At 68.1% G+C, this 23,388-nt stretch carries 20 protein-coding genes and 1 pseudogene; 13 read left to right on the forward strand and 8 right to left on the reverse strand.

All coding sequences use genetic code 11. The features are described 5' to 3' along the window. Nucleotides 1-834 precede the first annotated feature (834 nt). Both AC3B5T_RS01675 and AC3B5T_RS01680 read left to right on the forward strand, forming a co-directional pair. Nucleotides 835-1,338 (forward strand): MarR family winged helix-turn-helix transcriptional regulator, encoded by a 504-nt coding sequence (locus AC3B5T_RS01675; protein ID WP_055474358.1) that lies wholly within the window; start codon nucleotides 835-837, stop codon nucleotides 1,336-1,338. 100 nt (nucleotides 1,339-1,438) lie between these two features. After that, nucleotides 1,439-2,359, forward strand: a complete 921-nt coding sequence (locus AC3B5T_RS01680) for a type IV toxin-antitoxin system AbiEi family antitoxin domain-containing protein (protein ID WP_055474359.1) — start codon at nucleotides 1,439-1,441, stop codon at nucleotides 2,357-2,359. A gap of 16 nt (nucleotides 2,360-2,375) precedes the next feature. Here the strand turns inward: AC3B5T_RS01680 and mmsB are convergent, their stop codons facing one another. From mmsB to AC3B5T_RS01695, 3 genes are read right to left on the reverse strand one after another with little or no spacing between them, the layout of a single operon-like run. Then, nucleotides 2,376-3,245, reverse strand: a complete 870-nt coding sequence (mmsB, locus tag AC3B5T_RS01685) for a 3-hydroxyisobutyrate dehydrogenase (protein ID WP_010840585.1) — start codon at nucleotides 3,243-3,245, stop codon at nucleotides 2,376-2,378. Between the two features lie 39 nt (nucleotides 3,246-3,284). Beyond that, a complete protein-coding gene (locus tag AC3B5T_RS01690) occupies nucleotides 3,285-4,460 on the reverse strand; it encodes an acyl-CoA dehydrogenase family protein (RefSeq protein ID WP_010840586.1) in 1,176 nt (391 codons plus the stop codon). A gap of 6 nt (nucleotides 4,461-4,466) precedes the next feature. After that, nucleotides 4,467-6,056, reverse strand: a complete 1,590-nt coding sequence (locus AC3B5T_RS01695; RefSeq protein ID WP_014927954.1) for a CoA-acylating methylmalonate-semialdehyde dehydrogenase — start codon at nucleotides 6,054-6,056, stop codon at nucleotides 4,467-4,469. A 101-nt stretch (nucleotides 6,057-6,157) separates the two neighbouring features. On the opposite strand from AC3B5T_RS01695, the gene AC3B5T_RS01700 reads away from it, so the two are divergent. Further along, nucleotides 6,158-6,598 carry a flavodoxin domain-containing protein gene (locus AC3B5T_RS01700; protein WP_010840588.1) on the forward strand — a complete coding sequence of 147 codons (441 nt, stop codon included), beginning with the start codon at nucleotides 6,158-6,160 and terminating at the stop codon, nucleotides 6,596-6,598. A 28-nt stretch (nucleotides 6,599-6,626) separates the two neighbouring features. Here AC3B5T_RS01700 and AC3B5T_RS01705 read toward each other — a convergent pair whose 3' ends face one another. Beyond that, on the reverse strand, nucleotides 6,627-7,568 hold the full coding sequence (locus AC3B5T_RS01705; protein WP_055474530.1) for a DMT family transporter: 942 nt from the start codon (nucleotides 7,566-7,568) through the stop codon (nucleotides 6,627-6,629). A 115-nt stretch (nucleotides 7,569-7,683) separates the two neighbouring features. On the opposite strand from AC3B5T_RS01705, the gene AC3B5T_RS01710 reads away from it, so the two are divergent. From AC3B5T_RS01710 to AC3B5T_RS01725, 4 genes are read left to right on the forward strand one after another with little or no spacing between them, the layout of a single operon-like run. Next, a complete protein-coding gene (locus tag AC3B5T_RS01710; RefSeq protein ID WP_055474360.1) occupies nucleotides 7,684-7,974 on the forward strand; it encodes a hypothetical protein in 291 nt (96 codons plus the stop codon). Beyond that, the gene (locus AC3B5T_RS01715) at nucleotides 7,971-8,465 is read left to right on the forward strand and encodes a SixA phosphatase family protein (RefSeq protein ID WP_055474361.1); all 495 of its coding nucleotides are present in this window, start codon (nucleotides 7,971-7,973) and stop codon (nucleotides 8,463-8,465) included. Before AC3B5T_RS01710 ends, AC3B5T_RS01715 begins: the two co-directional genes overlap by 4 nt. A 21-nt stretch (nucleotides 8,466-8,486) precedes the next feature. Beyond that, on the forward strand, nucleotides 8,487-9,311 hold the full coding sequence (nadE, locus tag AC3B5T_RS01720; RefSeq protein WP_055474362.1) for an NAD(+) synthase: 825 nt from the start codon (nucleotides 8,487-8,489) through the stop codon (nucleotides 9,309-9,311). 50 nt (nucleotides 9,312-9,361) lie between these two features. Beyond that, the gene (locus AC3B5T_RS01725) at nucleotides 9,362-11,398 is read left to right on the forward strand and encodes an NAD(+) synthase (RefSeq protein ID WP_055474363.1); all 2,037 of its coding nucleotides are present in this window, start codon (nucleotides 9,362-9,364) and stop codon (nucleotides 11,396-11,398) included. A gap of 17 nt (nucleotides 11,399-11,415) precedes the next feature. Here the strand turns inward: AC3B5T_RS01725 and AC3B5T_RS01730 are convergent, their stop codons facing one another. The 3 genes and pseudogenes from AC3B5T_RS01730 to AC3B5T_RS01740 all read right to left on the reverse strand — a co-directional run bounded on the left by AC3B5T_RS01730 (nucleotide 11,416) and on the right by AC3B5T_RS01740 (nucleotide 15,699). Next, complete coding sequence (locus AC3B5T_RS01730; RefSeq protein WP_010840594.1) at nucleotides 11,416-12,816, reverse strand: WS/DGAT/MGAT family O-acyltransferase; 1,401 nt, start codon at nucleotides 12,814-12,816, stop codon at nucleotides 11,416-11,418. Nucleotides 12,817-12,947: 131 nt separating this feature from the next. Next, nucleotides 12,948-13,781 carry a hypothetical protein gene (locus AC3B5T_RS01735; RefSeq protein WP_055474364.1) on the reverse strand — a complete coding sequence of 278 codons (834 nt, stop codon included), beginning with the start codon at nucleotides 13,779-13,781 and terminating at the stop codon, nucleotides 12,948-12,950. Further along, nucleotides 13,781-15,699: pseudogene (locus tag AC3B5T_RS01740) on the reverse strand (serine/threonine-protein kinase). The gene AC3B5T_RS01735 and the pseudogene AC3B5T_RS01740 overlap by 1 nt, the downstream one beginning before the upstream one ends. Nucleotides 15,700-15,804: 105 nt before the next feature. On the opposite strand from AC3B5T_RS01740, the gene AC3B5T_RS01745 reads away from it, so the two are divergent. The 6 genes from AC3B5T_RS01745 (at nucleotide 15,805) to AC3B5T_RS01770 (ending at nucleotide 22,500) form a co-directional block, all read left to right on the forward strand. Then, a complete protein-coding gene (locus AC3B5T_RS01745; protein WP_055474365.1) occupies nucleotides 15,805-16,362 on the forward strand; it encodes a nuclear transport factor 2 family protein in 558 nt (185 codons plus the stop codon). A gap of 365 nt (nucleotides 16,363-16,727) precedes the next feature. After that, entirely contained in the window at nucleotides 16,728-17,720 is a 993-nt protein-coding gene (locus tag AC3B5T_RS01750) for an acyl-ACP desaturase (RefSeq protein ID WP_010840598.1), read from the forward strand. A gap of 128 nt (nucleotides 17,721-17,848) precedes the next feature. Beyond that, nucleotides 17,849-18,982, forward strand: coding sequence for a tRNA dihydrouridine synthase DusB (dusB, locus tag AC3B5T_RS01755; RefSeq protein WP_269432730.1), 1,134 nt, complete (start codon nucleotides 17,849-17,851; stop codon nucleotides 18,980-18,982). Nucleotides 18,983-19,158: 176 nt separating this feature from the next. Further along, on the forward strand, nucleotides 19,159-21,414 hold the full coding sequence (locus tag AC3B5T_RS01760) for an LCP family protein (RefSeq protein ID WP_055474366.1): 2,256 nt from the start codon (nucleotides 19,159-19,161) through the stop codon (nucleotides 21,412-21,414). 107 nt (nucleotides 21,415-21,521) lie between these two features. Continuing rightward, a complete protein-coding gene (gene phoU / locus AC3B5T_RS01765) occupies nucleotides 21,522-22,184 on the forward strand; it encodes a phosphate signaling complex protein PhoU (RefSeq protein ID WP_044507185.1) in 663 nt (220 codons plus the stop codon). Nucleotides 22,185-22,350: 166 nt separating this feature from the next. Then, entirely contained in the window at nucleotides 22,351-22,500 is a 150-nt protein-coding gene (locus AC3B5T_RS01770; RefSeq protein WP_010840602.1) for a hypothetical protein, read from the forward strand. Nucleotides 22,501-22,605: 105 nt separating this feature from the next. On the opposite strand, the gene pstB is transcribed toward AC3B5T_RS01770, so the two are convergent. Beyond that, nucleotides 22,606-23,382 (reverse strand): phosphate ABC transporter ATP-binding protein PstB, encoded by a 777-nt coding sequence (gene pstB, locus AC3B5T_RS01775; protein ID WP_010840603.1) that lies wholly within the window; start codon nucleotides 23,380-23,382, stop codon nucleotides 22,606-22,608. Between the last annotated feature and the right edge of the window lie 6 nt (nucleotides 23,383-23,388).

Here is a 23,388-nt window from a genome sequence, read left to right on the forward strand (position 1 = left end):
GGACCCCGCAGACCACGGGACGAAGAATTCCACGACCCCGCGCAAGATCAAGCCAAGAAGCCCCCCTGGAGAGCTGTCGCCCCGTCGACAAATCGGAACATTACTCCCGATTAACATTCGCCGACATCAATTTTCGGCAAAGGCAAAATGTGGGTAAAGGTGCGGTAATGAGACCTGGGATAACGTCTCGAAAACGTCACGAAACATCGAATGGTCTAATCGGATGAGTTTCCGGAAAAGGGTGGATTTTCGTGCATGTCTCTGATTTTCAGTTACGCATGCGAAAAAATCGAATGCGGATTCATCATTCTTGGCTTTATTGTCAAACTACAAGCGACAGTTGATATTTGAGCCCTCACCCCATTGGCCCCATTGAACGCATTGGTCACGAATCGCCCAGAAAGGTCATGCGTACAGTTAGGTTCTATTGCTAACGAAGAATTTCCCCGCGCTAAACGCCGGAATATCGTCGAATAACCCGGTCACACTTTGATTTACTCACTCCGGTGAATCACTCGAATTCGCAGCGTCATTCACTGATACGACACAGTCCACATCCGGCCGACTTCGAACCAGACGACCGGCGGCGCCGGCCGTCCCCGGCCCGACCGGGCACCCGTGCCCACCACGATGCGACGACGGTGTCGTGGCACGACGGGCACCAGTGGTGTGTCTCTGGACCAGGTGGTCGGTATCCGGTGGAGCGATCGGTGATCTGGCAAGGCAGAGGAGAGGGATGGCGGAGCCATCTCGACCGACGACAACGCAGCCAGGCGCGGATCGAACACCGGAGACCAGTCGCCTGGCCCTGAGACACACCACTAGGGTGTCGGTATGGCAGGGCGCAGCATGGATTTCGACCCCATCGCCGAGGCACGGGAGAACTGGACCCAGGCGGGGTGGGGCGAGGTCGCCGACGGCATGGTGGCGGTCACCTCGGTGATGCGTGCGCACCAGATCCTGCTCGCCCGCGTCGAGGCAGCGCTCCGGCCGTACGACCTCAGCTTCTCCCGCTTCGAACTCCTCCGGCTGCTGGCGTTCTCGCGGCAGGGCTCCCTGCCCATCACCAAGGCGAGCGACCGGCTCCAGGTCCATGTCACCAGCGTGACCCACGCGATCCGTCGGCTCGAAGAGGGCGGACTCGTCCGCCGCGTCCCGCATCCCACCGACGGACGCACGACACTCGTCGAGATCACCGAGCTCGGACAGAAGACGGTGAGCGACGCGACGGAGACCCTCAACAGCGAGGTCTTCGGCGACGTCGGCATGTCCGACGACGAGATGACCGGGCTCGTCGGCGCGATCCAGTCACTGCGGAAGCACAACGGGGACTTCTGATCGGTATGACTTTGTAGTCGGTTTCCGGACCCGATGTCATACAGGTCTCTCGCGCCGCCGCCGACGGGAACCGCATTACCGTCGGCGGCGTCGAAGCATCATGGACATCACCGAATTGACAGTTCGCCGCGACGGCATCTTCTCAGCCCGAGAAGCTCGTGAGTGCGGCGCGGACTCGTCGACGATCCGCCGCAGAGTGGCAGCCGGGGAGTGGACCGCGGTGGCCCGCGGTGTGTATCTGGTGACCGGGCATGCCCGAGCGGCGTGTGCCCAGGCCCGGATCGCGGTGCTGTCGGTGCATGCCGATGCGGTTCTGGGCGGTACAGCGGCCGCCTGGTGGCTCGGACTCCACGACACCGAGCCCAGAAAGCACGTCGTCTACACGGGAACCCGGGGTAAGGCACGACGATCGTCGGCAACCGCGGTGGTTCGGTACCGGCACCTGCACGACGAGGACATCGCGGTACACCGAGGACTTCGGACCACCGCGCCTGCCATGACCGTCCTCGACGCATCGTTGGAGTTGGGGATCAGCGTCATCGACTCCGCCCTGTTGACGAAGCGGGTGACCGTCGACGCGCTCCTGGTTGCCCACGCCCGCTATCCCCGACGCCATGGCGCTCCGCGCGTTGCGTCGTATCTGCGGCTGCTCGGGGAGGGGGCTCGTTCGGAAGCTGAGCGGATGACGGTCCGATTGTTCACCGCGGGCGGGCTCACCGGATGGGTGGCGAACATGCCTGCCCACGGCTACGTCATCGATTTCGCGTTTCCAGACGTGACAGTCGCCATCGAGATCGACGGTTTCGCGTTCCACCGGGACACGCGAACCTTCCAGCGGGACCGGGTGAAGAGAAATCTCCTGACCGCGAAAGGGTGGACGGTCCTCAACTTCACCTGGGCTGACCTCGTCGACCGCCCGACAGAGGTCGCTGCGAACGTCCGAGCTGCGCTCGATCGAGCAGCCGGTTGTACCCGTATGACGTTGCGTCCGGAATACGGACACAACGTCATACGGATCTGAGGGGAGCGTCGAACGACTAGTGCAGCGAGGTGATGATCGCGCTGAAGTCGAGGTCGGCGTGCTGTTCGGCGAAGTTGCGGTAGAGCTGTGCGGCGTGGGTGCCCAGCGGTGCACGGGCCCCGGTGCTGGCGACGGCGTCCATCGCCAGGCCGAGGTCCTTGTTCATCAGGGCGGTCGCGAAGCCCGGCTTGAAGTCGTTGTTCGCGGGCGAGGTCGGGACCGGCCCCGGGACCGGGCAGTTGGTCTGCACGGCCCAGCAGTTGCCGGTGGCGCCGGTGATCACGTCGTAGAGCGCCTGGTCGTCGAGCCCGAGCTTCTGGGCGAGGACGAAGGCCTCCCCCACCGCGATCTGCTGGACGGCGAGGACCATGTTGTTGCACACCTTGGCGGCCTGGCCGGCGCCGGCGGCGCCGCAGTGGATGATCTTGCCCGCCATCGGATCCAGGGTTCCGCGGGCGGCGGCGAAGGCCTCGTCCTCACCGCCGACCATGAACGCGAGCGTGCCGGCGACGGCTCCCTTGACCCCACCCGACACCGGTGCGTCGACCTGTGCGAAGCCGTGCTCGGAGGCGAGCCGGTGGATCTCTCGCGCATCGTCGACGGAGATCGTCGACGAGTCGATGAACAGCGCACCGGTCGGGGTGGCCGGGAGGATGTCGTCGTACAGCTTCTTCACGATGCCGCCGTTGGGCAGCATCGTGATCACGACCTCGGCGGCGGACACGGCCTCGATCGCGGCCGGGAAGGTCTCGATGCCGTTGTCCTGGGCGGTCTTCACCGCCTCGGGAACCGGATCGAACCCGCGAACGGTGTGGCCGGCTTTCACCAGGTTGGCGGCCATCGGGCCACCCATGTTGCCGAGGCCGAGGAAAGCGATCGTCGTCATTGTCTCTGCTTCCTACGAAAGTGGTTGTGTGGAGCGGATTCAGCTGTCCCGGTAGCGGGTCGCGATCGAGCGGCCGAGCACGACCCGCATGATCTCGTTGGTCCCCTCCAGGATGCGGTGCACACGGAGGTCGCGGACGATTTTCTCGATTCCGTACTCGGTGAGATATCCGTATCCGCCGTGCAGCTGCAACGCCTGGTCGGCGACCTCGTAGCACGTGTCGGTGACGAAACGCTTGGCCATCGCGCACTGCTCGACCTTGTCGGGCGCGTCGTCGTCCAACGCCGACGCCGCCTGCCACAACATCAGCCGCGACGCCTGCAGGGAGGTCGCCATGTCGGCGAGGGTGAACCGGATGGTCGGCTCGTCGATGAGCGCGTGCCCGAAGGCACGGCGACTGGCGACATAGGCGGCCGCCTTGTCGAACGCGGCCTGCGCGCCACCGAGCGACGACGCCGCGATGTTGATGCGGCCGCCGTTCAGTCCGTTCATCGCGATACCGAAGCCGAGGCCCTCGGTGCCGCCGAGCAGGCTCGTCGCCGGCACCCGCACCTCGTCGAGGATGACCTGCGCCGTGGGCTGCGCATGCCAGCCCATCTTGTGCTCCTGGGCTCCGAAACTCAGTCCGGGCGAGCCCTTTTCGACCAGGAACGTGGAGATGCCCTTGGGACCGGCATCGCCAGTGCGGGCCATGATGACGTACAGGTCCGACGACCCGGCGCCGGAGATGAACTGCTTCACCCCGGTGAGCACGTACTCGTCACCGGACCGCTCGGCGCGGGTCGCGAGCGCGGCCGCGTCCGAGCCGGCGCCCGGCTCGGTCAGGCAGTAACTCGCGACCGTCTCCATGGTCGCCAGGCGCGGCACCCAGGTCGAACGCTGCTCCTCGGTGCCGTACTTGTCGACCATCCACGTGCACATGTTGTGGATGGACAGGAACGACGCGACGGCCGGATCGGCGTACGCCAGTTGCTCGAAGATGCGCACCCCGTCGAGACGACGCAGGCCACTGCCGCCGGCGTCCTCCGAACAGTAGATGGCGCCCATCCCGAGCTCGGACGCCTCGCGCAGTTCGTCGACCGGGAAGTGGTTGGCGGCGTCCCACTCCAGCGCGAACGGCGCCAGCTTCTTCGCCGCGAAACCCGCCGCGGTCTCGACGATGACACGGTCGTCACCGTCGAGCCGGGCGAATGCGGCGTCGGCAAAGGTGGTCAACGCCGATCAGTCCATCGTCGGGATGACGAACTCGGCGCCGTCCTTGATGCCGGACGGCCAGCGCGTCGTCACCGTCTTGGTCTTGGTGTAGAACTGGATCGACGCCGGGCCGTGCTGGTTGAGATCGCCGAAGCCCGAGCGCTTCCAACCGCCGAAGGTGTAGTACGCCACCGGAACCGGGATCGGCACGTTCACGCCGACCATGCCGACGTCGACACGGGCCGTGAAGTCGCGGGCGGCGTCGCCGTCCTGGGTGAAGATCGCGACACCGTTGCCGTACTGGTGGTCCGACGCCAGCGCGAGGGCCTCCTCGTAGTCCCCGGCGCGCACGATCGACAGGACCGGTCCGAAGATCTCCTCGGTGTAGATGGTCATGTCCTTGGTGACGTGGTCGAACAGCGTCGGGCCGATGAAGAAGCCCTTCGAGATGTCCTCGTCGCCGAAGGTCTGCTCGTTGCTGGTGCGGTCGCGACCGTCGATGACGACCTCGGCACCCTCCTCGGCTCCCTTGTCGATGAATCCGCGGACTCGCTCGAGGGCGGCGGCGGTGACCAGCGGCCCGTAATCGGCCTTGGGGTCCAGGCTGTGGCCGACGCGCAGCGCGTTCACCCTGTCGATCAGCTTGGCGCGCAGCCGGTCCGCGGTCTGCTCGCCGACCGGGACGGCGACGCTGATCGCCATGCAGCGCTCGCCGGCGCTGCCGTAGCCCGCGCCGATCAGCGCGTCGACGACCTGGTCGAGGTTGGCGTCGGGCATGATGATCGCGTGGTTCTTGGCGCCACCGAAGCACTGTGAGCGCTTCCCGTGGGCGGCCGCGGTCGAGTAGATGTACTGCGCGATGTCGGAGCTGCCGACGAAGCCGAGAGCCTTGACGTCGGGGTGGGTCAGCAGCGCGTCGACGGCTTCCTTGTCGCCGTGCACGACCTGGAAGACACCGTCGGGAAGTCCTGCCTCGGTGAACAATTCGGCGAGCCGGACCGGGACGGAGGGATCCCGCTCACTGGGCTTGAGGATGAAGGCGTTGCCGCATGCCAGCGCGGGGCCGGCCTTCCACAGCGGGATCATCGCCGGGAAGTTGAACGGGGTGATGCCGGCGACGACGCCGAGCGGCTGGCGCATGGAGTGCACGTCGATACCGCCTCCGGCACCGGCGGTGAACTCGCCCTTGATCAGGTGTGGGATGCCGATCGCGAACTCGATGACCTCGACACCGCGCTGGATGTCGCCGAGTGCGTCGGCGTGGGTCTTGCCGTGCTCGAGCGACAGCGTGGTCGCGAGCTCGTCGGCGTTCTTGTTGATCAGGTCGACGAACCGCATCATGACGCGGGCGCGGCGCTGCGGGTTCCAGGCGGCCCACTCTTTCTGGGCGGCCGATGCGGTCGCGATCGCGGCGGAGACCTCGTCGGTGGACGCGAGCGGGACCTGGGCGGCCACGGAGCCGGTGCTCGGGTTGAAGACGTCGGCGAAACGTCCGCCCTCGGCGGAAACGCGCTTGCCGTTCAGGTAGTGCGGGATCGAGGGGACAGCAGGAGCGGACACGGAGATCACCTTTGACTTCGTTGGGGGTATGGCCGGTGTCACCACATAGTAGGACATCCAAGTATTTCTTCCAACCCCCTGTCACCAGCGATTTCGCGACGGCGAGCCGGTTAGGCTACCCTCGCTTTGCGAAAACGCCGACGTCGAGAGGAGTTCACATGTCGGTCGTCATCCTCTACGGAACCGAAACCGGTAACGGCGAGCTCGTCGCGGACGCCATCGCCGACACGCTGGCCGCCGACCACGACCCCTCGATCTACGACATGAGCGAGTTCGCGGTCGAGGACCTCGACCCCGAGGACTTCCTCGTCATCGTGTGCTCGACCTATGGCGAAGGCGAACTGCCGACGGGCGCCGAGCCCTTCGCCGACGAACTCGAGAGCGTCGACCCCGACCTCACCGGCCTGCGGTTCGCGGTGTTCGGTCTGGGCGACTCGATCTACGACACGTTCAACCGCGGCGGCGAGATCGTCGCCGAGATGCTCACCAAGCGTGGCGCGGTCCAGGTGGGCGAGCACGCCCGCCACGACAACTCGTCGCCGATCAAGCCGGCGAAGCAGGCCGCCGAGTGGGCCGAGGGGATCTCGCAGGAGATCTGAGAACGCCTGACGTCGATGCGGCCGGTGGTCAGGCCACCGGCCGCCGCGTCGCCGCTTCCGACTCCCCCGCCGCGGACTCTTCCGCAGCCGCATCCTCGGCGGCGGCATCCTCGGCGGCATCTTCTGCGGCGGATTCCTCCGCAGCCACGGCCTGCTCCCACCCGCGCACGGCCGACAGCTTCGCGAGTTCGCACACCGCGCGGACCATGATCGCGAGCACGATCCCGAGGAACAGCGCCGTCGGCACCGACACCTTCAGGTTCTCGCCGAGCAGCAGCACGCCGAGGACCATCGCGACGGCCGGCTCGGCCACCGTCATCGACGGGAACGACGTCTGCAGGTCGCCGGCGCCGAAACCCATCTGCTGCGCGATGACCGCACACACCACCACCAGCACGAAGAGATAGATCTCCGGGTGCACGAAGGTACGCCAGAAATGGTGTGTGACCTGGTAGATCACCGTCTTCACCAGTAGCGCCGACACGCCGAACAGGATGCCGGCCAGCAGCCCGTAGAACAACGCCTTGTAGTGCGGACTCGAGCGGTGCGCGAGGATCACCAACGCGACGACGACACCGATCACCGCCCCCACCGTGCTCCAGAGCAGCAGTGCGTCGGGCCGCCTCATCGAGGGTTCGGGACGCGCCACGATGAGGAAGGTGACCACGCAGGCCACCAGCACCCCGCCCCATGCCCATTCGACGCGGGCCGGGTGCCGATGATCGGCCCACGCCTCCAGCGGCAGCGCGAACAGCACCGCCAGCACGACGAGCGGCTGCACCAGCAGGATCGAGCCGAGCCCCAGCGCCGATGCCTGCAAACCGAAGCCGCACAGCGCGATCGCGGCACCCGCCCACCAGCCCGGGGTGATGGCCCCGCTCACCCGGGAGGCGCGCTGACGCAACACGGTGCCGGCCGCGATCATCAGCGCGGCGAACACCGCGAAGAGCGCGGGTACCCAGGTGTGCACGATCCCCAGGGTAACGGCGGCTCCTCGCGCACGCGGTCGCGGCCGGAGCCGCCCGAGGTGATGTTCGCGGTGTCGGAACACCCACCACCTGCCCGGACAACGTAGATTCGAACCCATGCGTTATCGGTCAGATCTGGAACGGCTGGCCACCCTCGACGCCGCCGCGATCGAGGTGGCCTGCACCGACTGCGACTCGGTGGGCGAGTTCATCGCCTGCGCCGTCGACGAATATCTGGAGTTCGATGTCGCCGCCGAGGAGGCCGAGGCCCGCGGCGACGACGAGCACGCGGCTTTCCTCCGCCAGGAGGCCTCGGCATGGCGTGCCACCGTACGAGTGCTGCGGATGATGGATGCGGAGTCCGGACAGCGCCACCGGAGCCGCGACCGGCGACACGGCGCCGCATGAGCCGGGCCCGCACGCTGATCCTCATGCGCCACGGCAAGTCGGGCTACCCGCCCGGGACGCCCGACCACGGCCGCCCGCTGGCCGAACGGGGCGACCGGCAGGCCGCGCTCGCCGGGCGATGGATGGCCGATGAGGGCCTGCGAGTCGACGCGGTGCTCTGCTCGTCGGCGACGCGGACGCGGCAGACCCTGGTCCGGACCGGCATCGACGCGCCGGTGACCTTCGTCGACGACATCTACGGCGGCGCGCCGGAGGAGATCCTCGAGTCCATCCGCCTCCACGCGCCGGCAGACGCCCAGACGATCCTCGTCGTCGGACACGCGCCCGGGATGCCCGAGACCGCGCTGACGCTCGATCCGGACGGGTTCATCGAACGGTTCCCCACCTCGGCGTACGCGGTTGTCGCCGTCACCCACCCGTGGGACCGCATCGGCATGGCCCCCGACCCCGGGGCCCGCCTCGTCGGCGTGCGGATCCCGCGCGAGGACTGACCGATGACGCACACTGGGACCATGCGTGAGATCCAACGAACCATCATCGACGCCCTCGGGGTGAAGCCCTCCATCGATCCCGACGAGGAGGTGGAGCGCCGCGTCCGGTTCCTCGCCGACTACCTCGGAGCGACCGGCGCCAAAGGCTATGTCCTGGGCATCTCCGGCGGGGTGGACTCCACCCTGGCCGGACGCCTGGCACAGTTGGCCGCCGACCGCGTCCGGGCCGACGGCGGCGAGGCCGTGTTCGTCGGCGTCCGGCTCCCCTATCGGGTGCAGCACGACGAGGACGACGCGGCCGCGGCTCTCGAGTTCGTGGCCGCCGACGAGATCGTGACCGTCAACGTGGCCCCCGGCGTCGACGCCCTCAACGCCGAGATCGAACGCGCCACCGGCACCGGTCTGTCCGACTTCACCAAGGGCAACGCGAAGGCCCGGCACCGGATGGTCGCGCAGTACGCCCTGGCCGGCGACCGGGGACTGCTGGTGATCGGCTCCGACCACGCGTCGGAGAACGTCACCGGCTTCTTCACCAAACACGGCGACGGCGCCGCCGACGTGCTGCCGCTCTCGGGGCTCGACAAGCGGCAGGGTCGTGCACTGCTGCGTCACCTCGGGGCGCCGCAGCAGCTGTGGGAGAAGGTCCCGACCGCCGACCTGCTCGACGAGAAGGCCGGTCAGACCGACGAGGACGAGCTCGGCCTGCGCTACGACGACATCGACGACTACCTCGAGGGTCGCGAGATCCCCGCCGAGGCCGCGGAGAAGATCGAGGCCGCCTGGCACCGCAACCGGCACAAGCGCACGACCCCCGTGGAGGTCGACGACACCTGGTGGCGCTCTTGACGATGCGCTCGGCGGAGGCATCGGGGCGCGCCCGCGATTAGGGTGTCGGAGTGTCTGTCTACGCAAACGGATTCGCCCGGGTCGCCGGAGCCGTGCCCGTCCTGACGATCGCCGAGCCCGCGGTCAACGCCGCGCGCACCATCGAGCTCGCGACGCGGGCCGCCGACGACGGAGCCTGCCTGGTCGTCTTCCCCGAACTCGGGCTGTGCGGTTACAGCGTCGACGATCTCTTCCATCAGGACGCCTTGCTCGACGGCTGTCGCGCCGCGCTCGATGAGGTCGTCGCCGCCAGCGCCGGACTGAAGCCGGTCCTCTGCGTCGGTCTGCCGGTGCAGGTCGGCGACGGCCTGTACAACTGTGCCGCGGTCATCCACGACGGTGCCGTGCTGGGAGTGGTCCCGAAGTCCTACCTGCCGAACTACCGGGAGTTCTACGAGCAGCGCTTCTTCGCCGCGGCACGCGACGCGATCCCTTCGACCGTGTCGATCGGCGGCAACGAGGTGCCGTTCGGCGCCGACCTCGTGTTCGAGGCGCGCGACCTCCCGGGCTTCGCACTGTTCGTCGAGATCTGCGAGGACGGCTGGGTGGCGATCCCCCCGAGCACGTGGGCGGCTCTCGGCGGCGCCACGGTGCTGGCCAATCTGTCGGGCAGTCCGGTCACCATCGGCAAAGAGAGCTACCGCACCAATCTCTGCACCGGACATTCCGCGCGGACCATCTCGGCCCACGTGTACGTCGCCGCAGGGTTCGGCGAATCGACCACCGATCTGGCCTGGGACGGCGACGCCCTCATCACCGAGAACGGCTCGCTCCTGGCCCGCAGCGAACAGTTCGCGACGACCGACCAGATCATCTCCGCCGACATCGACCTCGACCGGCTGCGGCAGGAACGTATGCGCATGATCAGTCTGCGCGACCAGGTCGGCGACCACGCCGATCGTCTGAAGTCGTTGCGCCGCATCGGCTTCAGCTTCGGGAACCTGTCCGACGACGACGACGTCGTCCGGCGGGTGGTCCCCCGGTTTCCGTACGTACCGGCGGATTCCGCCGACCGCGACGAACGCTGCGCGGAGGTCCGCTCCATCCAGGTGCAAGGGCTTGCCCAGCGACTGCGCTCCACGGGTCTGGAGAAGATCGTCATCGGCGTCTCGGGCGGTCTGGACTCGACGCTCGCGCTCCTCGTCGCCGTCGACACCTTCGATCGACTCGGGCTGCCGCGCACCAACATCCTCGGTTACACGATGCCCGGCTTCGCAACCGGCGGCCCGACCCTCCGGCGGGCCCACGCGCTGATGAACTCCCTCGGTGTGAGCGGCACGGAGATCGACATCCGGCCGTCGTGCGAACAGATGCTCGCCGACCTCGACCATCCGTACGCGCGCGGCGAGAAGGTCTACGACGTCACCTTCGAGAACGTGCAGGCCGGTGAACGGACCTCGCACCTGTTCCGCCTCGCGAACTCCAACGGTGCCATCGTGCTCGGGACCGGCGACCTGTCCGAGCTCGCGCTCGGGTGGTGCACCTACGGCGTCGGCGACCAGATGTCGCACTACAACGTCAACGGCTCGGTGCCGAAAACGCTCATCCAGCACCTGATCCGATGGATGATCACCAGCGGTCACCACTCCGCGGAGACCACCGAGACCCTGGTGGAGATCCTCGACGACGTCATCTCCCCCGAACTCGTGCCCGCCGGCGACGACGGCCGGATCCAGAGCACCGAGGACACCGTCGGCCCCTACGAACTGCACGACTTCTTCCTCTACCACCTGACGCGGTTCGGCTATCGCCCGACGAAGATCGCCTACCTCGCCCGGCAGGCGTGGGGTGACCGCACCCGCGGACCGTGGTCGGATCTGCTGACCGAGGACAAACGCAACCAGTACGACGAGGCGACCATCGAGCACTGGCTCGGAGTGTTCTTGAAGCGCTTCATGGGCAACCAGTTCAAGCGCTCGGCGATGCCCAACGGGCCGAAGATCGGCTCGGGCGGGTCCCTGTCCCCGCGCGGCGACTGGCGTTCACCGTCGGATGCGTCGGCGCGGGTCTGGCTCGACCAGCTGGCCGGCGGTGCGCCCGGGAGCTAGGCCGGGCGCACCGCCGGTCAGTCGCAGGCGGCGAGCAGTTGCTTGAGCTCGTCGTCGAACGCGTCGGCGATGGCCGAGGGGTCCGGGGTCTGGTCGGTGCACCCCACGATGCCGATGTTGAGGTTGCCGTCGGCGGAGAAGACCGTGATGTTCAGTCCGAGTCCGTGCATGATCGGGCCGAGCGGGTACACGCCGGTCACGCGCGCGCCGAGGAAGTACAGCGGGAAGTCCGGTCCCGCGACGTTGGACACCAGGACGTTGAAGATCGGCGGGTGGGCCGACGCCCAGTTGCGGTCACCGTAGATCTTCATCACGGTGGACAGCGTTGTGCCGGGGGCGAACTGGGCCCAGGACCGCAGGATGTTCGCATCGATCTCCGCGTGATGCGCCTTCGAGGTGCGACTCAGTTCGGCCTGCTTTCGCAGCCGGGCAACAGGATCGGACTCGTCGGAGGAGAGCAGCGTGAACATGCCGGTGACCTTGTTGGTGCCGCTCACGACGAGGTCCTTCTCGTCGGCTCCGTGCACGGACACCGGCACCATCCCGACGAGCGGCCGGTCGGGAAGCTCATCGTGGCCGAGGAGGTAGGTACGGAGAGCACCGCCGACCATCGCGAGCACGACGTCGTTGAGCTTGACGTCGAAGTGGTCCTTCACGCGCTTCACGTCGTCGAGCGACAACTGCGTCACCGCGATGCTCCGATGCGGCGTGATCGGCGCGTTGAAGCGCGTACGCGGGGCCCGGAACGGTGCGGGCATCGCCGAATCCTGTTGCGCGCGACGGAGCCACCCGATGGGCACGCCGACCGTCCGGGGCAGGAGTTTGACCATGGCAAGCGGCCGTTGCACGAAGAAGTTGACGGCGCCGCCCGCCGCCATCGCGGCCCGCGACGACGGCCCCGCCGACTCGCCGACCTTGTCGGCGTCGAGCTCGGGGGGTTCCGGTGTGAGCGTGCACATCTGGGCCAGCATGTCGGCGCCGGTGACACCGTCGGTCCCGGCATGGTGCATCCGCAGCATCGCGCACACCCGGCCGTTGGCGAGCCCCTCGATGACCCACAGCTCCCACAGCGGCTTCCCGCGGTCGAGGGTCTGACCGGCCAGATGACCGCACAATTCGGCGACCTCTGCGGCGCCGCCGGGCGCCGGCACACCCACACGGTGCACGTGGCGCTCGATGTCGAAGTCCTCGTCCTCGATCCACACCGGGTGGTCGATGTTGAGCAGCGAATTGTCGAGCTTGCGCCGGAACGTCGGGATGGCGGCGACGCGGCGTTCCATCTCGGCCCGGAGCTTGTCGAACCGATACTCGTCCGGCATGGTGCTCGGATCGATCTCGAAGAGGCCGATGACGTGCATCAGTTGCGCACGGGTCTCGAGGTAGAGAAACGATGCGTCCAGTCCACTCAAGCGCTGCATGAGTTCAGCCTCTCCTCGGCGTCGGGCACCCACCCCGCAGGCACCCCACGCCATCATGCCGCACCCGGTGTCCCTCGCGGAGCCGGTTCCGCCGACCGCCACCACCACATCGGGACAGATCGCCGGGGCCGTCAGAGTGGCAGTGAGTCCACCATGTCGAGAATGTCCTGACCGTCGGTCTCGAGCACGACGATCATCGCCAGTTCGCGTGACGGGTCGTCGGTGATCTTGAAGACGCCGCGACCGTTCTCGTCGATCAACCCCGTCCCGTGCCGCCACCGCACCGGTCGCGAGGTCGACGACGAACGCGAGTACTCCGCGTTCAGCGCATCCCTCGAGGCGAACCAGAACACCCCGAAGGGCCGGTCGACCGAACCCGCCGCACACCGGACGACGAAGACGGTGCGCACCTGACCCGCGCCGGTCTCCGAGGGGCCGACCTCGTCCCGGCCCCCGGAGTATCGGCGGACGCACTCGGTGTTCATCCACTGCGCGGCGGTGTCGGGCGCCTGCGGGAGCAGCTCGGGGAACTGCGCCACGAGCGGAGCGAATTCTCCCCAGCTCGCTCCCGTCCGAACCCGCTGCACCGGGCCGGCCTCGGAGTACACGCCCCCGCGCATCGCGACCACCCGGTAAGCATGTTCCCCGGCACTCACGGTCGCATCCTCGGCGGTGGTCTCCGGACCCTGGTGGACGACGTAGCCGTCGCCGCGGAGGAGCTGATAGGCGGACGCCCCGGGGACCGGATCCCAGGTCGCGATCACCCGTCCGGGCCGCGCCTGCAGGGTCAGCCCGCCGGGCGCGTCCGGCGCGTCCGGCGCCGTCACCGAACGGACCACCGCGAATCCGCCGACCGCCACCAGCGCCGAGATCAGCACGATCAGTCCGATCAGCCAGGGCGCGGGGCCGGTCCGCCGCGGTCGGGCCGGGACGGTCGGCGGGGTCGGCGAAGTCGGTGAGGTCATCAGATCGGCAACCTCTTCAGGACATCCCCGGCGGCCGCCGCGGGCTTGCCCGGGACGACCACCCACACCACCGACCGCGCATGGTCGCCGTCGTCGAACGTGAGGATCGCCTGACCCTGCTCGCGTTGCTTGTCCGACAGGTACAGCGTGCCGGTGTGTCCCTGCGCCGTCGTGTAGTCGACGCCGCGGAGGTCGTAGGCGGTCACCTTCGCCGACGCGACGGCCTCCTCCGGGGTGTCGTAGGCGTCGACGATCACCTGATACGCGGCCACCTCCGGACCGGACGGTCCAGCACTGCCGGCTCCGGTCGTGGTGTCGGCGTCCCTGGTGCACGAGACGGTGCGCTTGCTCGACGAGAAGGCGAGGTCGCCGTCCTCACCCCAGCAGCGCATCGCGTCGAAACCGTTGGTGCTCAACGGTGTCGCCGGGATCAGGTCGTGGTACAGGTCGGCGATCGGTTGCAGATGCCCCCACGTCATGAACACGTCAACCTGCTCGGAGTTCCGCGAGAAGTCCGACATCCGGCCGTCGTCGTGCGCGGCGACCTGATAGGTGTAGCTGCCGGGCACCGGCCGGGGCGCGGTGAACTCGGTGGCCGGCCCGGAGTAGATCACGGTGTCGTTCTGGGTGACCACGTAGCCGGTGGCGCCGGCCACGTGGTTCCAGCTCAGTTCGACGGCGGCGGTGGTGACCTCCGCATCCGGTGGGTCCGGGGTGTCGAGCGCGGTGGCCGACATACGCACGAGACCGATTCCGGCGCCCAGGATTCCGGCGACGAGCATCGCCACGATCCCGATCACGATCAGGCTTCGTGGCCGACGGACCGGATTCGGTTGCGTCGCATCGTCGTCGGACGGCCACGCCGGCGGGGGTTCCGGCGCGACCCCGGACGGCGGCGCGTGCAGCGCCCCGCCCGGGCCGGGGTCGGAGATCGCCGGGCGAACACCCACATCGACGCCGGTTCCGGCGTACCCCGACCCGGCCGGGGGTCGTCATCCGGACCCCGGGTCGCGGAGGCCTCCGGCGGATGGGGCTGCACCACAGGGCCGATGAGCGTCGCACGGGAGTCGAAGACGTCGGCCAGCGCGGCCGCGAACTCCCCGGCCGTCGGGTGACGGCGACCCGGCTCCTTGGCGATCGCCCGGGCGAGCACCCGGTCGACGGCCGCGGGCAGCGCCCGGTTGCGCGCGCTGGCGGACGGAGGTTCGTGGTGCATGTGCGCGGTCATCAGCCCGTGCAGTGACGGCGAGTCGAAAGGCGGTGCACCGGTCAGCAATTCATAGGCGGTGGCGGCCAGGGAGTAGATGTCGCTCCGGCCGTCGACGCGCAGCCCCTCGATCTGCTCCGGCGAGGCGTAACGCATGGTGCCGATCGTGATGCCGGTACCGGTCAGGTGGGTGACCTCGTCGAGGACCTGCGCGATGCCGAAGTCGGTGAGCTTGATGGCCTCTGGGCCGCCGACGCCGCCGTCGTCTCCTGCCTCGCCCGGCGTGATCAGGATGTTGGCCGGTTTGATGTCACGGTGCATGACCCCGCGGCGGTGCGCCGCATCCAGACCCGCCGCCGCTCCGGCGATGATCGTGCACGCGAGCCCGGGGTCGAGGGGGGACTCCCGGGCGAGCATGCGAGCGGCGTCGGTACCCGGCACGTATTCCATCGCGATCCACAGCAGACCCTCGAACACGCCACGGTCGTAGACGGCGACGATGTTGGGATGATGCAGGGGCGCCACGATGTCGGCCTCGCGTTCGAAACGCGCGCGGAAGACCGGATCGGTGGCGTGTACCGACCGGAGAACCTTGAGGGCGTCGGCGCGCGGCAACCGAGGGTGGGCGACCTGGTAGACCTCACCCATACCGCCGCGTCCGAGCACGCCGAGGACGCGGTACCCCGCTATCAGGTCCCCTACCTGGTACATGACGTCCTCACCGATCCGTGTGCGGTGTTTGTGCTGGGCACGAATGGTACCGAGTGTCGCGAAACGCGGTGGACGACGCCGCCTCGGACTCTACGATCGGCGACGATGGACACCACCGAGACACCGACTCCACCGATCACCGCAGCCACGCCGGCCCAGTTCACGGCAGCCGAACTCGACGAGGCGTTCGCGCAGTTCCAGCGCACGGTCGCCGAGATCGCCGTCAGCCGGGACTGGGATCGCTACGCCGAGCTGTTCACCGACGACGCCGACTACATCGAACACGCGCTCGGCACCATGCGCGGCCGCGAGGAGATCCGGGCCTGGATCTGGCGCACCATGACCTCCTTTCCCGGCAGCCACATGACCGGTTTCCCGTCGCTGTGGCATGTGGTCGACGCCCCGACCGGCCGGGTCATCTGCGAAGTCGACAACCCGATGCGCGATCCCGGTGACTCGACCCACATCACAGCCACCAACATCACCATCCTCACCTATGCCGGTGAGGGGCGCTGGAGCTGTGAGGAAGACGTGTACAACCCGATGGAGTTCGGGCGGGCGGCGATGCGCTGGTGTGAGAAAGCGCGCGAACTGGGCACCATCGACGAATCCGCGGCGGCCTGGATGGAGACCACCGGCGCGATGTTCGCCTCGCGGCGCTGACCCCCGCCGAGCTGGCCGGATCCGGCTTCACCGGTCCGGGCTCCGGAGGTGACGGATGACACCCCGGCGGTCGGTAACGGTTCACCGGTGCTGCGACGACACCCTCACGACGGACTTGGGACACCGGTGAGCGTGCCGTACGCTAGGACTTTGACCATCGGCGTCGGGGGCCGTGGCACCATCCCATCCGGCTCACCCACGGTCCGGCGGGGACCGCACACCCCCGCCGGGGCGGCGAGTACCACCGACGACGTCGGGAACCACGACTGTGGCAGCCGGCCGCGCACGCGGACCGACCCACGACGACATACAGACGACGACACACGCACGATGACATACGCGGACACCGTTCGGAGGACATCTATATGGCACGCGAGCTGACGCAACTCGAGCTTCTCAAGGAGCTGGCCCCGGTTGCCGAGGACAACGTCAACCGTCACCTCAAGATCGCCAAGGACTGGAACCCCCACGATTACGTGCCGTGGGACGAGGGCCGCAACTTCGCCGCCCTCGGTGGCGTCGACTACGACCCCGAGCAGTCGCAGCTCGACGAGGTCGCCAAGGCCGCGATGATCACGAACCTCCTCACCGAGGACAACCTGCCGTCGTACCACCGCGTCATCGCCGACAACTTCTCCATCGACTCCGCGTGGGGACACTGGGTCGGTCGCTGGACCGCCGAGGAGAACCGCCACGGCATCGTCATGCGCGACTACCTCGTGGTCACCCGCGGTGTCGATCCCGTCGCCCTCGAAGAGGCGCGGATGATCCACATGACCAACGGTTACGACCCGATGCTGGCCGCCGCCGGGCGCGTGGACGAGCTCGAAGAGCACGCCGACGAACTGGGCATCCTGCACTCCGTGGCCTACGTGACCTTCCAGGAACTCGCGACCCGCGTCAGCCACCGCAACACCGGCAAGGCCTGCAACGACCCGATCGCCGACAAGATGCTCCAGCGCATCGCGGCCGACGAGAACCTGCACATGATCTTCTATCGCAACATCTGCGGTGCGGGCTTCGACATCTCCCCCGACCAGACGCTGCGTGCGGTCACCGACATCGTGACCAACTTCCAGATGCCCGGCGCCGGTATGCCCAACTTCCGTCGCCACGGCGTGCTCATGGCCAAGCACGGCATCTACGACCTGCGCCAGCACCTCGAAGAGGTCGTCATGCCGGTCCTGCGCAAGTGGAACGTCTTCGAGCGCGACGACTTCACCAGCGAGGGCGAGAAGACCCGCGAGGAGCTCGCCGCCTTCCTCGAGCAGCTCGAGAAGGACACCATCCGCTTCGAGGAGATGCGCGACCGTTCGCTCGCCCGCGAGGCCAAGAAGCGGGAGCAGCAGGCATCCTGAGCACCACCCTCTCGACGCACCCGGCGCCTTCGACCACCGAAGGCGCCGGTCCCAGCTCCCTGAGGAGCGAGCTTGCGAGCGCCGGTCCCAGCTCCCTGAGGAGCGAGCTTGCGAGCGTCTCGAAGGGGCTGCGCATCGGCTCGATCGAGCTGGCCAGCCCGGTCGTGCTCGCCCCCATGGCCGGTGTCACGAACGTCGCGTTCCGGACGCTGTGCCGTGAACTCGAACTCGCCCGCACCGGCACCGTCTCCGGGCTGTACGTCTGCGAGATGGTGACGGCTCGCGCACTCGTCGAGCGGCATCCGGTCACGATGCACATGACGACCTTCGGACCCGACGAGAATCCACGGTCGATGCAGCTCTACACCGTCGACCCGGAGTACACGTACCAGGCCGCGAAGATGATCGTCGACGAGAACCTCGCCGACCACATCGACATGAACTTCGGCTGCCCGGTCCCCAAGGTGACGCGCAAGGGCGGCGGTTCGGCGATCCCGTACAAGCGCACCCTGTTCCGCAAGATCGTCGCCGCGGCCGTCCGCGCCACCGAGGGCACCGACATCCCGGTGACGGTGAAGTTCCGCATCGGCATCGACGACGAGCACCGCACCCACCTCGACGCCGGCCGGATCGCCGCGGAGGAGGGCGCGGCCGCCGTGGCCCTCCATGCGCGCACCGCGTCGCAGCGCTATTCCGGCGAGGCCGACTGGGACGAGATCGCCCGGCTCAAGGAGCACGTGACCTCGGTGCCCGTGCTCGGCAACGGCGACATCTTCGAACCCGCCGATGCGGTCGCGATGATGAACCAGACGGGCTGCGACGGTGTGGTCGTCGGCCGCGGCTGCCTCGGCCGTCCCTGGTTGTTCGCCGAACTCGCGGCCGAACTCGGTGGTTTCGCGGCCCCCACGCCGCCGAACCTGGGCGAGGTCGCCGACATCATGGTCCGGCACTGCCAACTCCTGGTCGATCACCACGGTGAGATGAAGGGCTGCCGCGAGATCCGCAAGCATGTCGCCTGGTACCTGCGCGGCTTCCCGGCAGGTTCGGAGATCCGCCGGCGGATGGCGCTGGTCGGCAGCGTCGACGAGCTGCGTGAGCTGCTCGCCGAGTTGCCCGCCGACGCCCCCTTCCCGTCCGACGGCCACGGCCCGCGCGGTAGGCAGGGTTCGCCGGCCAAGGTCGCACTGCCGGACGGGTGGCTCGACGATCCGGACGAGGACGTCATCCCGGCCGGCGCTGAGATCATGCACTCCGGCGGTTGAACCGAACTGCGAAAACCGTCACAACCGCCGCCTGGCTGAGACCCATTCTCAGGTGCAATCAGTACTATTGCGCGGAGGTCCCGGCCGCCGGGGCCTCACATCTGTGCGCACCGCGCTGGTCGAGCCCCGATCTGCGGTGACTTGCGAACCAGACCACGGGGCATGAGGAACGTGCATTGAGTCGTAGGACACCGGGCCCGGACGACCCCGAGGCGGGCGACGCCGATCGCTCTCGTCGTGGCCGTCGCGCCGGACCCTCCCGCGACGACTTCGTCCCGGCGCCGGGTCAGGACGCGACCGGCCCCGCCGATCCCGGTACTCAGCCGCCCGCACACCCCAGCCTCCGCGAGCCCCGCTCGGCGGATCGTTTCGTCCGTGGACGAACGCGGCTCACGGTCCGCCAGCTCATGGAGCAGATGAACGCGGAGGAGTCGGCACCCGCCGAGCCGCCCGCGGGTCCCGGCCGGCCCGGCACCCGCCGCGCGATGCCGCCACGTCCGGAGTCACGGACGCCCGAGATCCCGCCGTCGACCCGCGGACGGGCCCGCCGCCTCGGCCAGCCGTTCGGTTCGGGCGCCGAGCCCCCGCCGGCTCCGCCCGGTCGCGCGCCGGACAGCCCGCAACCGGCACCCGACGACCGCCCCACCACGGTCCACCGCTTCGACAACGACGTCACCCAGAAGATCCCGACCGTCGGCGACTCCGCACCGGACCTGTCCGACCGCGCGACCGCTAAGCGGGCCATCGAGGAATCCCGTGCCCAGGAGCCGGTCGCCGGGCCTCCGGCCGGCGCCCCGGCCGTGCAGCCGCCGCTCGAGCGCACTCCCGACCTCACCGGCCCCCTCGCCCTGCGTTCGGCGCCCCGACGCCATCCCGGGCGCGACGAGGACCGCCCGGGCGCGATGCTCCGCAAGACCGCCGCGACCGGACGGATCCTGGTCGCCATCGCGTGCGTGCTCGCCCTCGTCGGCACCGGATTCGTCTGGGGCTACCTGCAGTCGTGGAACGGCAACTGGCGCAATGTCACCGCCGTCGATCCCGATGACCAGAACATCCGCAACAAAGACGCCCAGTACGGCGACGAGACCTATCTGATCGTCGGAACCGACACCCGGGGCGGACAGAACGCCAAGGTCGGCGCCGGCACCACCGCCGACGCCGAGGGCGCCCGTTCGGACACCGTCATCCTGGTCAACATCCCGGCCAACCGCGGTCGCGTCGTCGCGGTGTCCTTCCCGCGTGACCTGCAGGTGGACCAGCCGGCGTGCAATGCGTGGGACAACGAGACCGGCCAGTACGGCGCCGAGATGCCGCCCCAGAGCGGCGTCAAGCTCAACAGTGTCTACTTCTACGGCGGTCCGCAGTGCCTCGTCCGCGTCATCACCGCGATGAGTGGCCTCAACATCAATCACTTCATCGGGATGGACTTCTACGGTTTCGAAAAGGTCGTCCGCGCGATCGGCGGCGTCGAGGTCTGTTCGACGGTCCCGCTCTACGACTACGAGATCGGGCAGATCCTGCGCAAGCCCGGCAAGCAGAAGCTCACCGGCCGGCGCGCCCTGAACTACGTGCGCGCCCGCAACATCGCCTCGGAGGGCAACGGCGACTACGGCCGGATCAAACGTCAGCAGTTGTTCATGTCGTCCCTGCTGCGGTCGAGCCTGTCGGGCAATGTCCTGTCGAACCCCAACAAGCTCAACGGGATCGTCAACACCTTCATCGAATACAGCTATGTCGACGGAGTCGACACCCAGTCGCTGATCAGCCTGGCCGAATCGATGCAGGGCATCGAGGCCGGACGCGTCTCGTTCCTGACGATCCCGACCTCGGGTACGTCCACCGACGGGGCCAACAACGAGATCCCGCGCACCAGCGACATCGACGCGATCTTCGACGCCATCATCGACGACCTGCCCCTGCCGGGCGAGCAGGCACGCAAGAAGCCGCCGTCGTCGTCGAGGGCTCCCTCGAGTTCTGACGCACCGAGCACGAACGCCGACGCCGGCACTCCCGGACCCGTCACCGCCACGGCACAGAATCCCGGCAACGTGGGCGTCCGGGTGCTCAACGGCACCGATCAGACCGGTCTCGCCACCGAGGTGTCCGAACAACTCACCCCGTACGGCTTCGACGTCCGCGGTGTCGCCGACGCCTCGGAGAACCGCGACGACACCGTGGTGCGCTACGGGCCGGGGCAGCGCGACGCCGCCGCGACCCTCGCCGAGATGTTCCCCAACGCGAGCATCCAGCTCGACCGAACGGTCAAATCGGGCGTCGAGCTCATCGTCGGTGCGGATTTCGCCGGCACCCTCGGGTCCGTGCCGGCCTCCGGGGCGACGCTGACCGCGAATCAGCTCGCACCCGCCGAGAACACCGGCAATCTGCCCAACGACCTGGCGATCACCAACGCGGGTGACACCACCTGCACGTGATCGGCGAACGTCCGCGACCGTCCGGGTGGACGGATCTGCACCCGACGTTCACTGTGCGTTCATCGGTCGGAGTCGGAGTCGTGTGATCACGCACGTATCCTGGGATCATGCGTACCGCCTACCAAGAGCAACTCGAGGCGCTGACCTCGGTACTGGGTGAGATGTGCGAGCTCGCCGGCACTGCGATGGCGCGCGCCACGCAGGCCCTGCTGCAGGCCGATCTCGCCGTCGCCGAAGAGGTCATCGGGGACACCGACCGGATGAGCCGGCTGACGGCTCGCGCCGAGGAACAGTCCTTCGCGCTTCTCGCGCTGCAGGCCCCGGTCGCCGGCGACCTGCGCGGAGTCGTGAGTGGATTCCAGATCGTCGCCGACGCCGACCGCATGGGTGCGCTGGCCCTGCACGTCGCGAAGGTCGCACGTCGTCGCCACCCGGCGAAGGCCCTCCCCGAAGAGGTCAACGGCTACTTCGCCGAGATGGGCCGCTTGGCGGTGACCCTGGCGAAGAACGCGCACGAGGTCCTGGTGACCAGCGACCCGCAGGCCGCGCTCCGTCTCCAGGAGGACGACGACGCGATGGACGACCTCCATCGCCACCTGTTCACAGTGCTCATGGACCGCGAATGGAAGCACGGCGTCGCCGCCGCGGTGGACGTGACACTGCTCGGCCGGTACTACGAGCGGTTCGCCGACCATGCGGTGCTGATCGGACGCCGCGTGGTGTTCACCGCGACCGGCAAGACCCCGGAGCAGTTCCAGACCCTTGGGTGATTTCCCTCGCTGGCGCTGATCGCCGAGCGGAGGACCACACGAAAGAGGCCGAGAATTCAGTTTCGCACACTGAACTCGGCCTCTTTTTCATGTCCGTGAAGATCTGTGCCCGGACCGAGTCCTGCGAGATTTCAGTTGCGTCCAGCTCGTCGTTAGGGTGGCGGACATGGCCCAGCACTATCCGACCGAGCCCGATTTCAATGCGGTGACCGACGAGGACGCAGAGGCTGCCGCCCATCGACGCAAGATACTGACATACCTGGGTGTGACCGCGTCACTGGTCGCCATGCTGGCGATCCTGGTGCTCAACATGTGACTCCGCGACTCGTCGACAGCCGGAGCCCGCCGCACCCACACCCGCCGACACGACGAGGCCCGCTCCCCGGACGGGTGAGCGGGCCTGGTCGGTGTCGCGGTCGATTCAGCCGAAGCGGCCCGAGATGTAGTCCTCGGTTTCCTTCTTCGTCGGGTTCGAGAACATCGTCTCGGTGTCGTTGATCTCGACGAGCTGACCGGGCTGGCCGACCGCCTCGAGATTGAAGAACGCGGTCTGGTCGCTGACGCGGGCCGCCTGCTGCATGTTGTGGGTCACGATGACGATGGTGTACTCCTTCTTGAGTTCACCCATCAGATCCTCGATGGCCAGTGTGGAGATCGGGTCCAGCGCCGAGCACGGCTCGTCCATGAGCAGGACGTCGGGCGAGACCGCGATCGCACGGGCGATGCACAGACGCTGCTGCTGGCCGCCCGACAGGCCGCCACCGGGCTTGTCCAGACGGTCCTTGACCTCTTCCCAGAGGTTGGCGCCGCGGAGACTCTTCTCCGCGACGTCGTCGAGCTGTGACCGGTTCCGTACACCCTGCAGGCGGAGGCCGGCGACGACGTTGTCGCGGATCGACATCGTCGGGAACGGGTTCGGCCGCTGGAACACCATGCCGATGGTCGCGCGCACGCTCACCGGGTCCACGGACTTGCCGTAGATGTCCTCGCCGTCGAGCAGGACGCTCCCCTTGGCGTAGGCGCCCGGGGTCACCTCGTGCATGCGGTTGAGGGTTCGCAGCACCGTCGACTTGCCACAGCCCGACGGGCCGATGAAGGCGGTGATGCACCGCGGCGGGACCTCGAGGGTGACGTCCTTGACCGCGTGGAAATCGCCGTAGTAGATGTTCAGGTCTTTGATGTCGAGGCGCTTGGCCATGGCATT

The sequence above is a fragment of the Gordonia sp. G4 genome, from assembly GCF_057770005.1.

What these genes read in the sequence shown, in the direction of transcription:
- AC3B5T_RS01675 (WP_055474358.1), top strand. Translation starts at nt 835, where the DNA reads ATGGCAGGGCGCAGCATGGATTTCGACCCCATCGCCGAGGCACGGGAG.
- AC3B5T_RS01680 (WP_055474359.1), top strand. Translation starts at nt 1,439, where the DNA reads ATGGACATCACCGAATTGACAGTTCGCCGCGACGGCATCTTCTCAGCC.
- mmsB (WP_010840585.1), bottom strand. Translation starts at nt 3,245, where the DNA reads ATGACGACGATCGCTTTCCTCGGCCTCGGCAACATGGGTGGCCCGATG.
- AC3B5T_RS01695 (WP_014927954.1), bottom strand. Translation starts at nt 6,056, where the DNA reads ATGTCCTACTATGTGGTGACACCGGCCATACCCCCAACGAAGTCAAAG.
- AC3B5T_RS01700 (WP_010840588.1), top strand. Translation starts at nt 6,158, where the DNA reads ATGTCGGTCGTCATCCTCTACGGAACCGAAACCGGTAACGGCGAGCTC.
- AC3B5T_RS01710 (WP_055474360.1), top strand. Translation starts at nt 7,684, where the DNA reads ATGCGTTATCGGTCAGATCTGGAACGGCTGGCCACCCTCGACGCCGCC.
- AC3B5T_RS01715 (WP_055474361.1), top strand. Translation starts at nt 7,971, where the DNA reads ATGAGCCGGGCCCGCACGCTGATCCTCATGCGCCACGGCAAGTCGGGC.
- nadE (WP_055474362.1), top strand. Translation starts at nt 8,487, where the DNA reads ATGCGTGAGATCCAACGAACCATCATCGACGCCCTCGGGGTGAAGCCC.
- AC3B5T_RS01730 (WP_010840594.1), bottom strand. Translation starts at nt 12,816, where the DNA reads ATGCAGCGCTTGAGTGGACTGGACGCATCGTTTCTCTACCTCGAGACC.
- AC3B5T_RS01735 (WP_055474364.1), bottom strand. Translation starts at nt 13,781, where the DNA reads ATGACCTCACCGACTTCGCCGACCCCGCCGACCGTCCCGGCCCGACCG.
- AC3B5T_RS01745 (WP_055474365.1), top strand. Translation starts at nt 15,805, where the DNA reads ATGGACACCACCGAGACACCGACTCCACCGATCACCGCAGCCACGCCG.
- AC3B5T_RS01750 (WP_010840598.1), top strand. Translation starts at nt 16,728, where the DNA reads ATGGCACGCGAGCTGACGCAACTCGAGCTTCTCAAGGAGCTGGCCCCG.
- phoU (WP_044507185.1), top strand. Translation starts at nt 21,522, where the DNA reads ATGCGTACCGCCTACCAAGAGCAACTCGAGGCGCTGACCTCGGTACTG.
- AC3B5T_RS01770 (WP_010840602.1), top strand. Translation starts at nt 22,351, where the DNA reads ATGGCCCAGCACTATCCGACCGAGCCCGATTTCAATGCGGTGACCGAC.
- pstB (WP_010840603.1), bottom strand. Translation starts at nt 23,382, where the DNA reads ATGGCCAAGCGCCTCGACATCAAAGACCTGAACATCTACTACGGCGAT.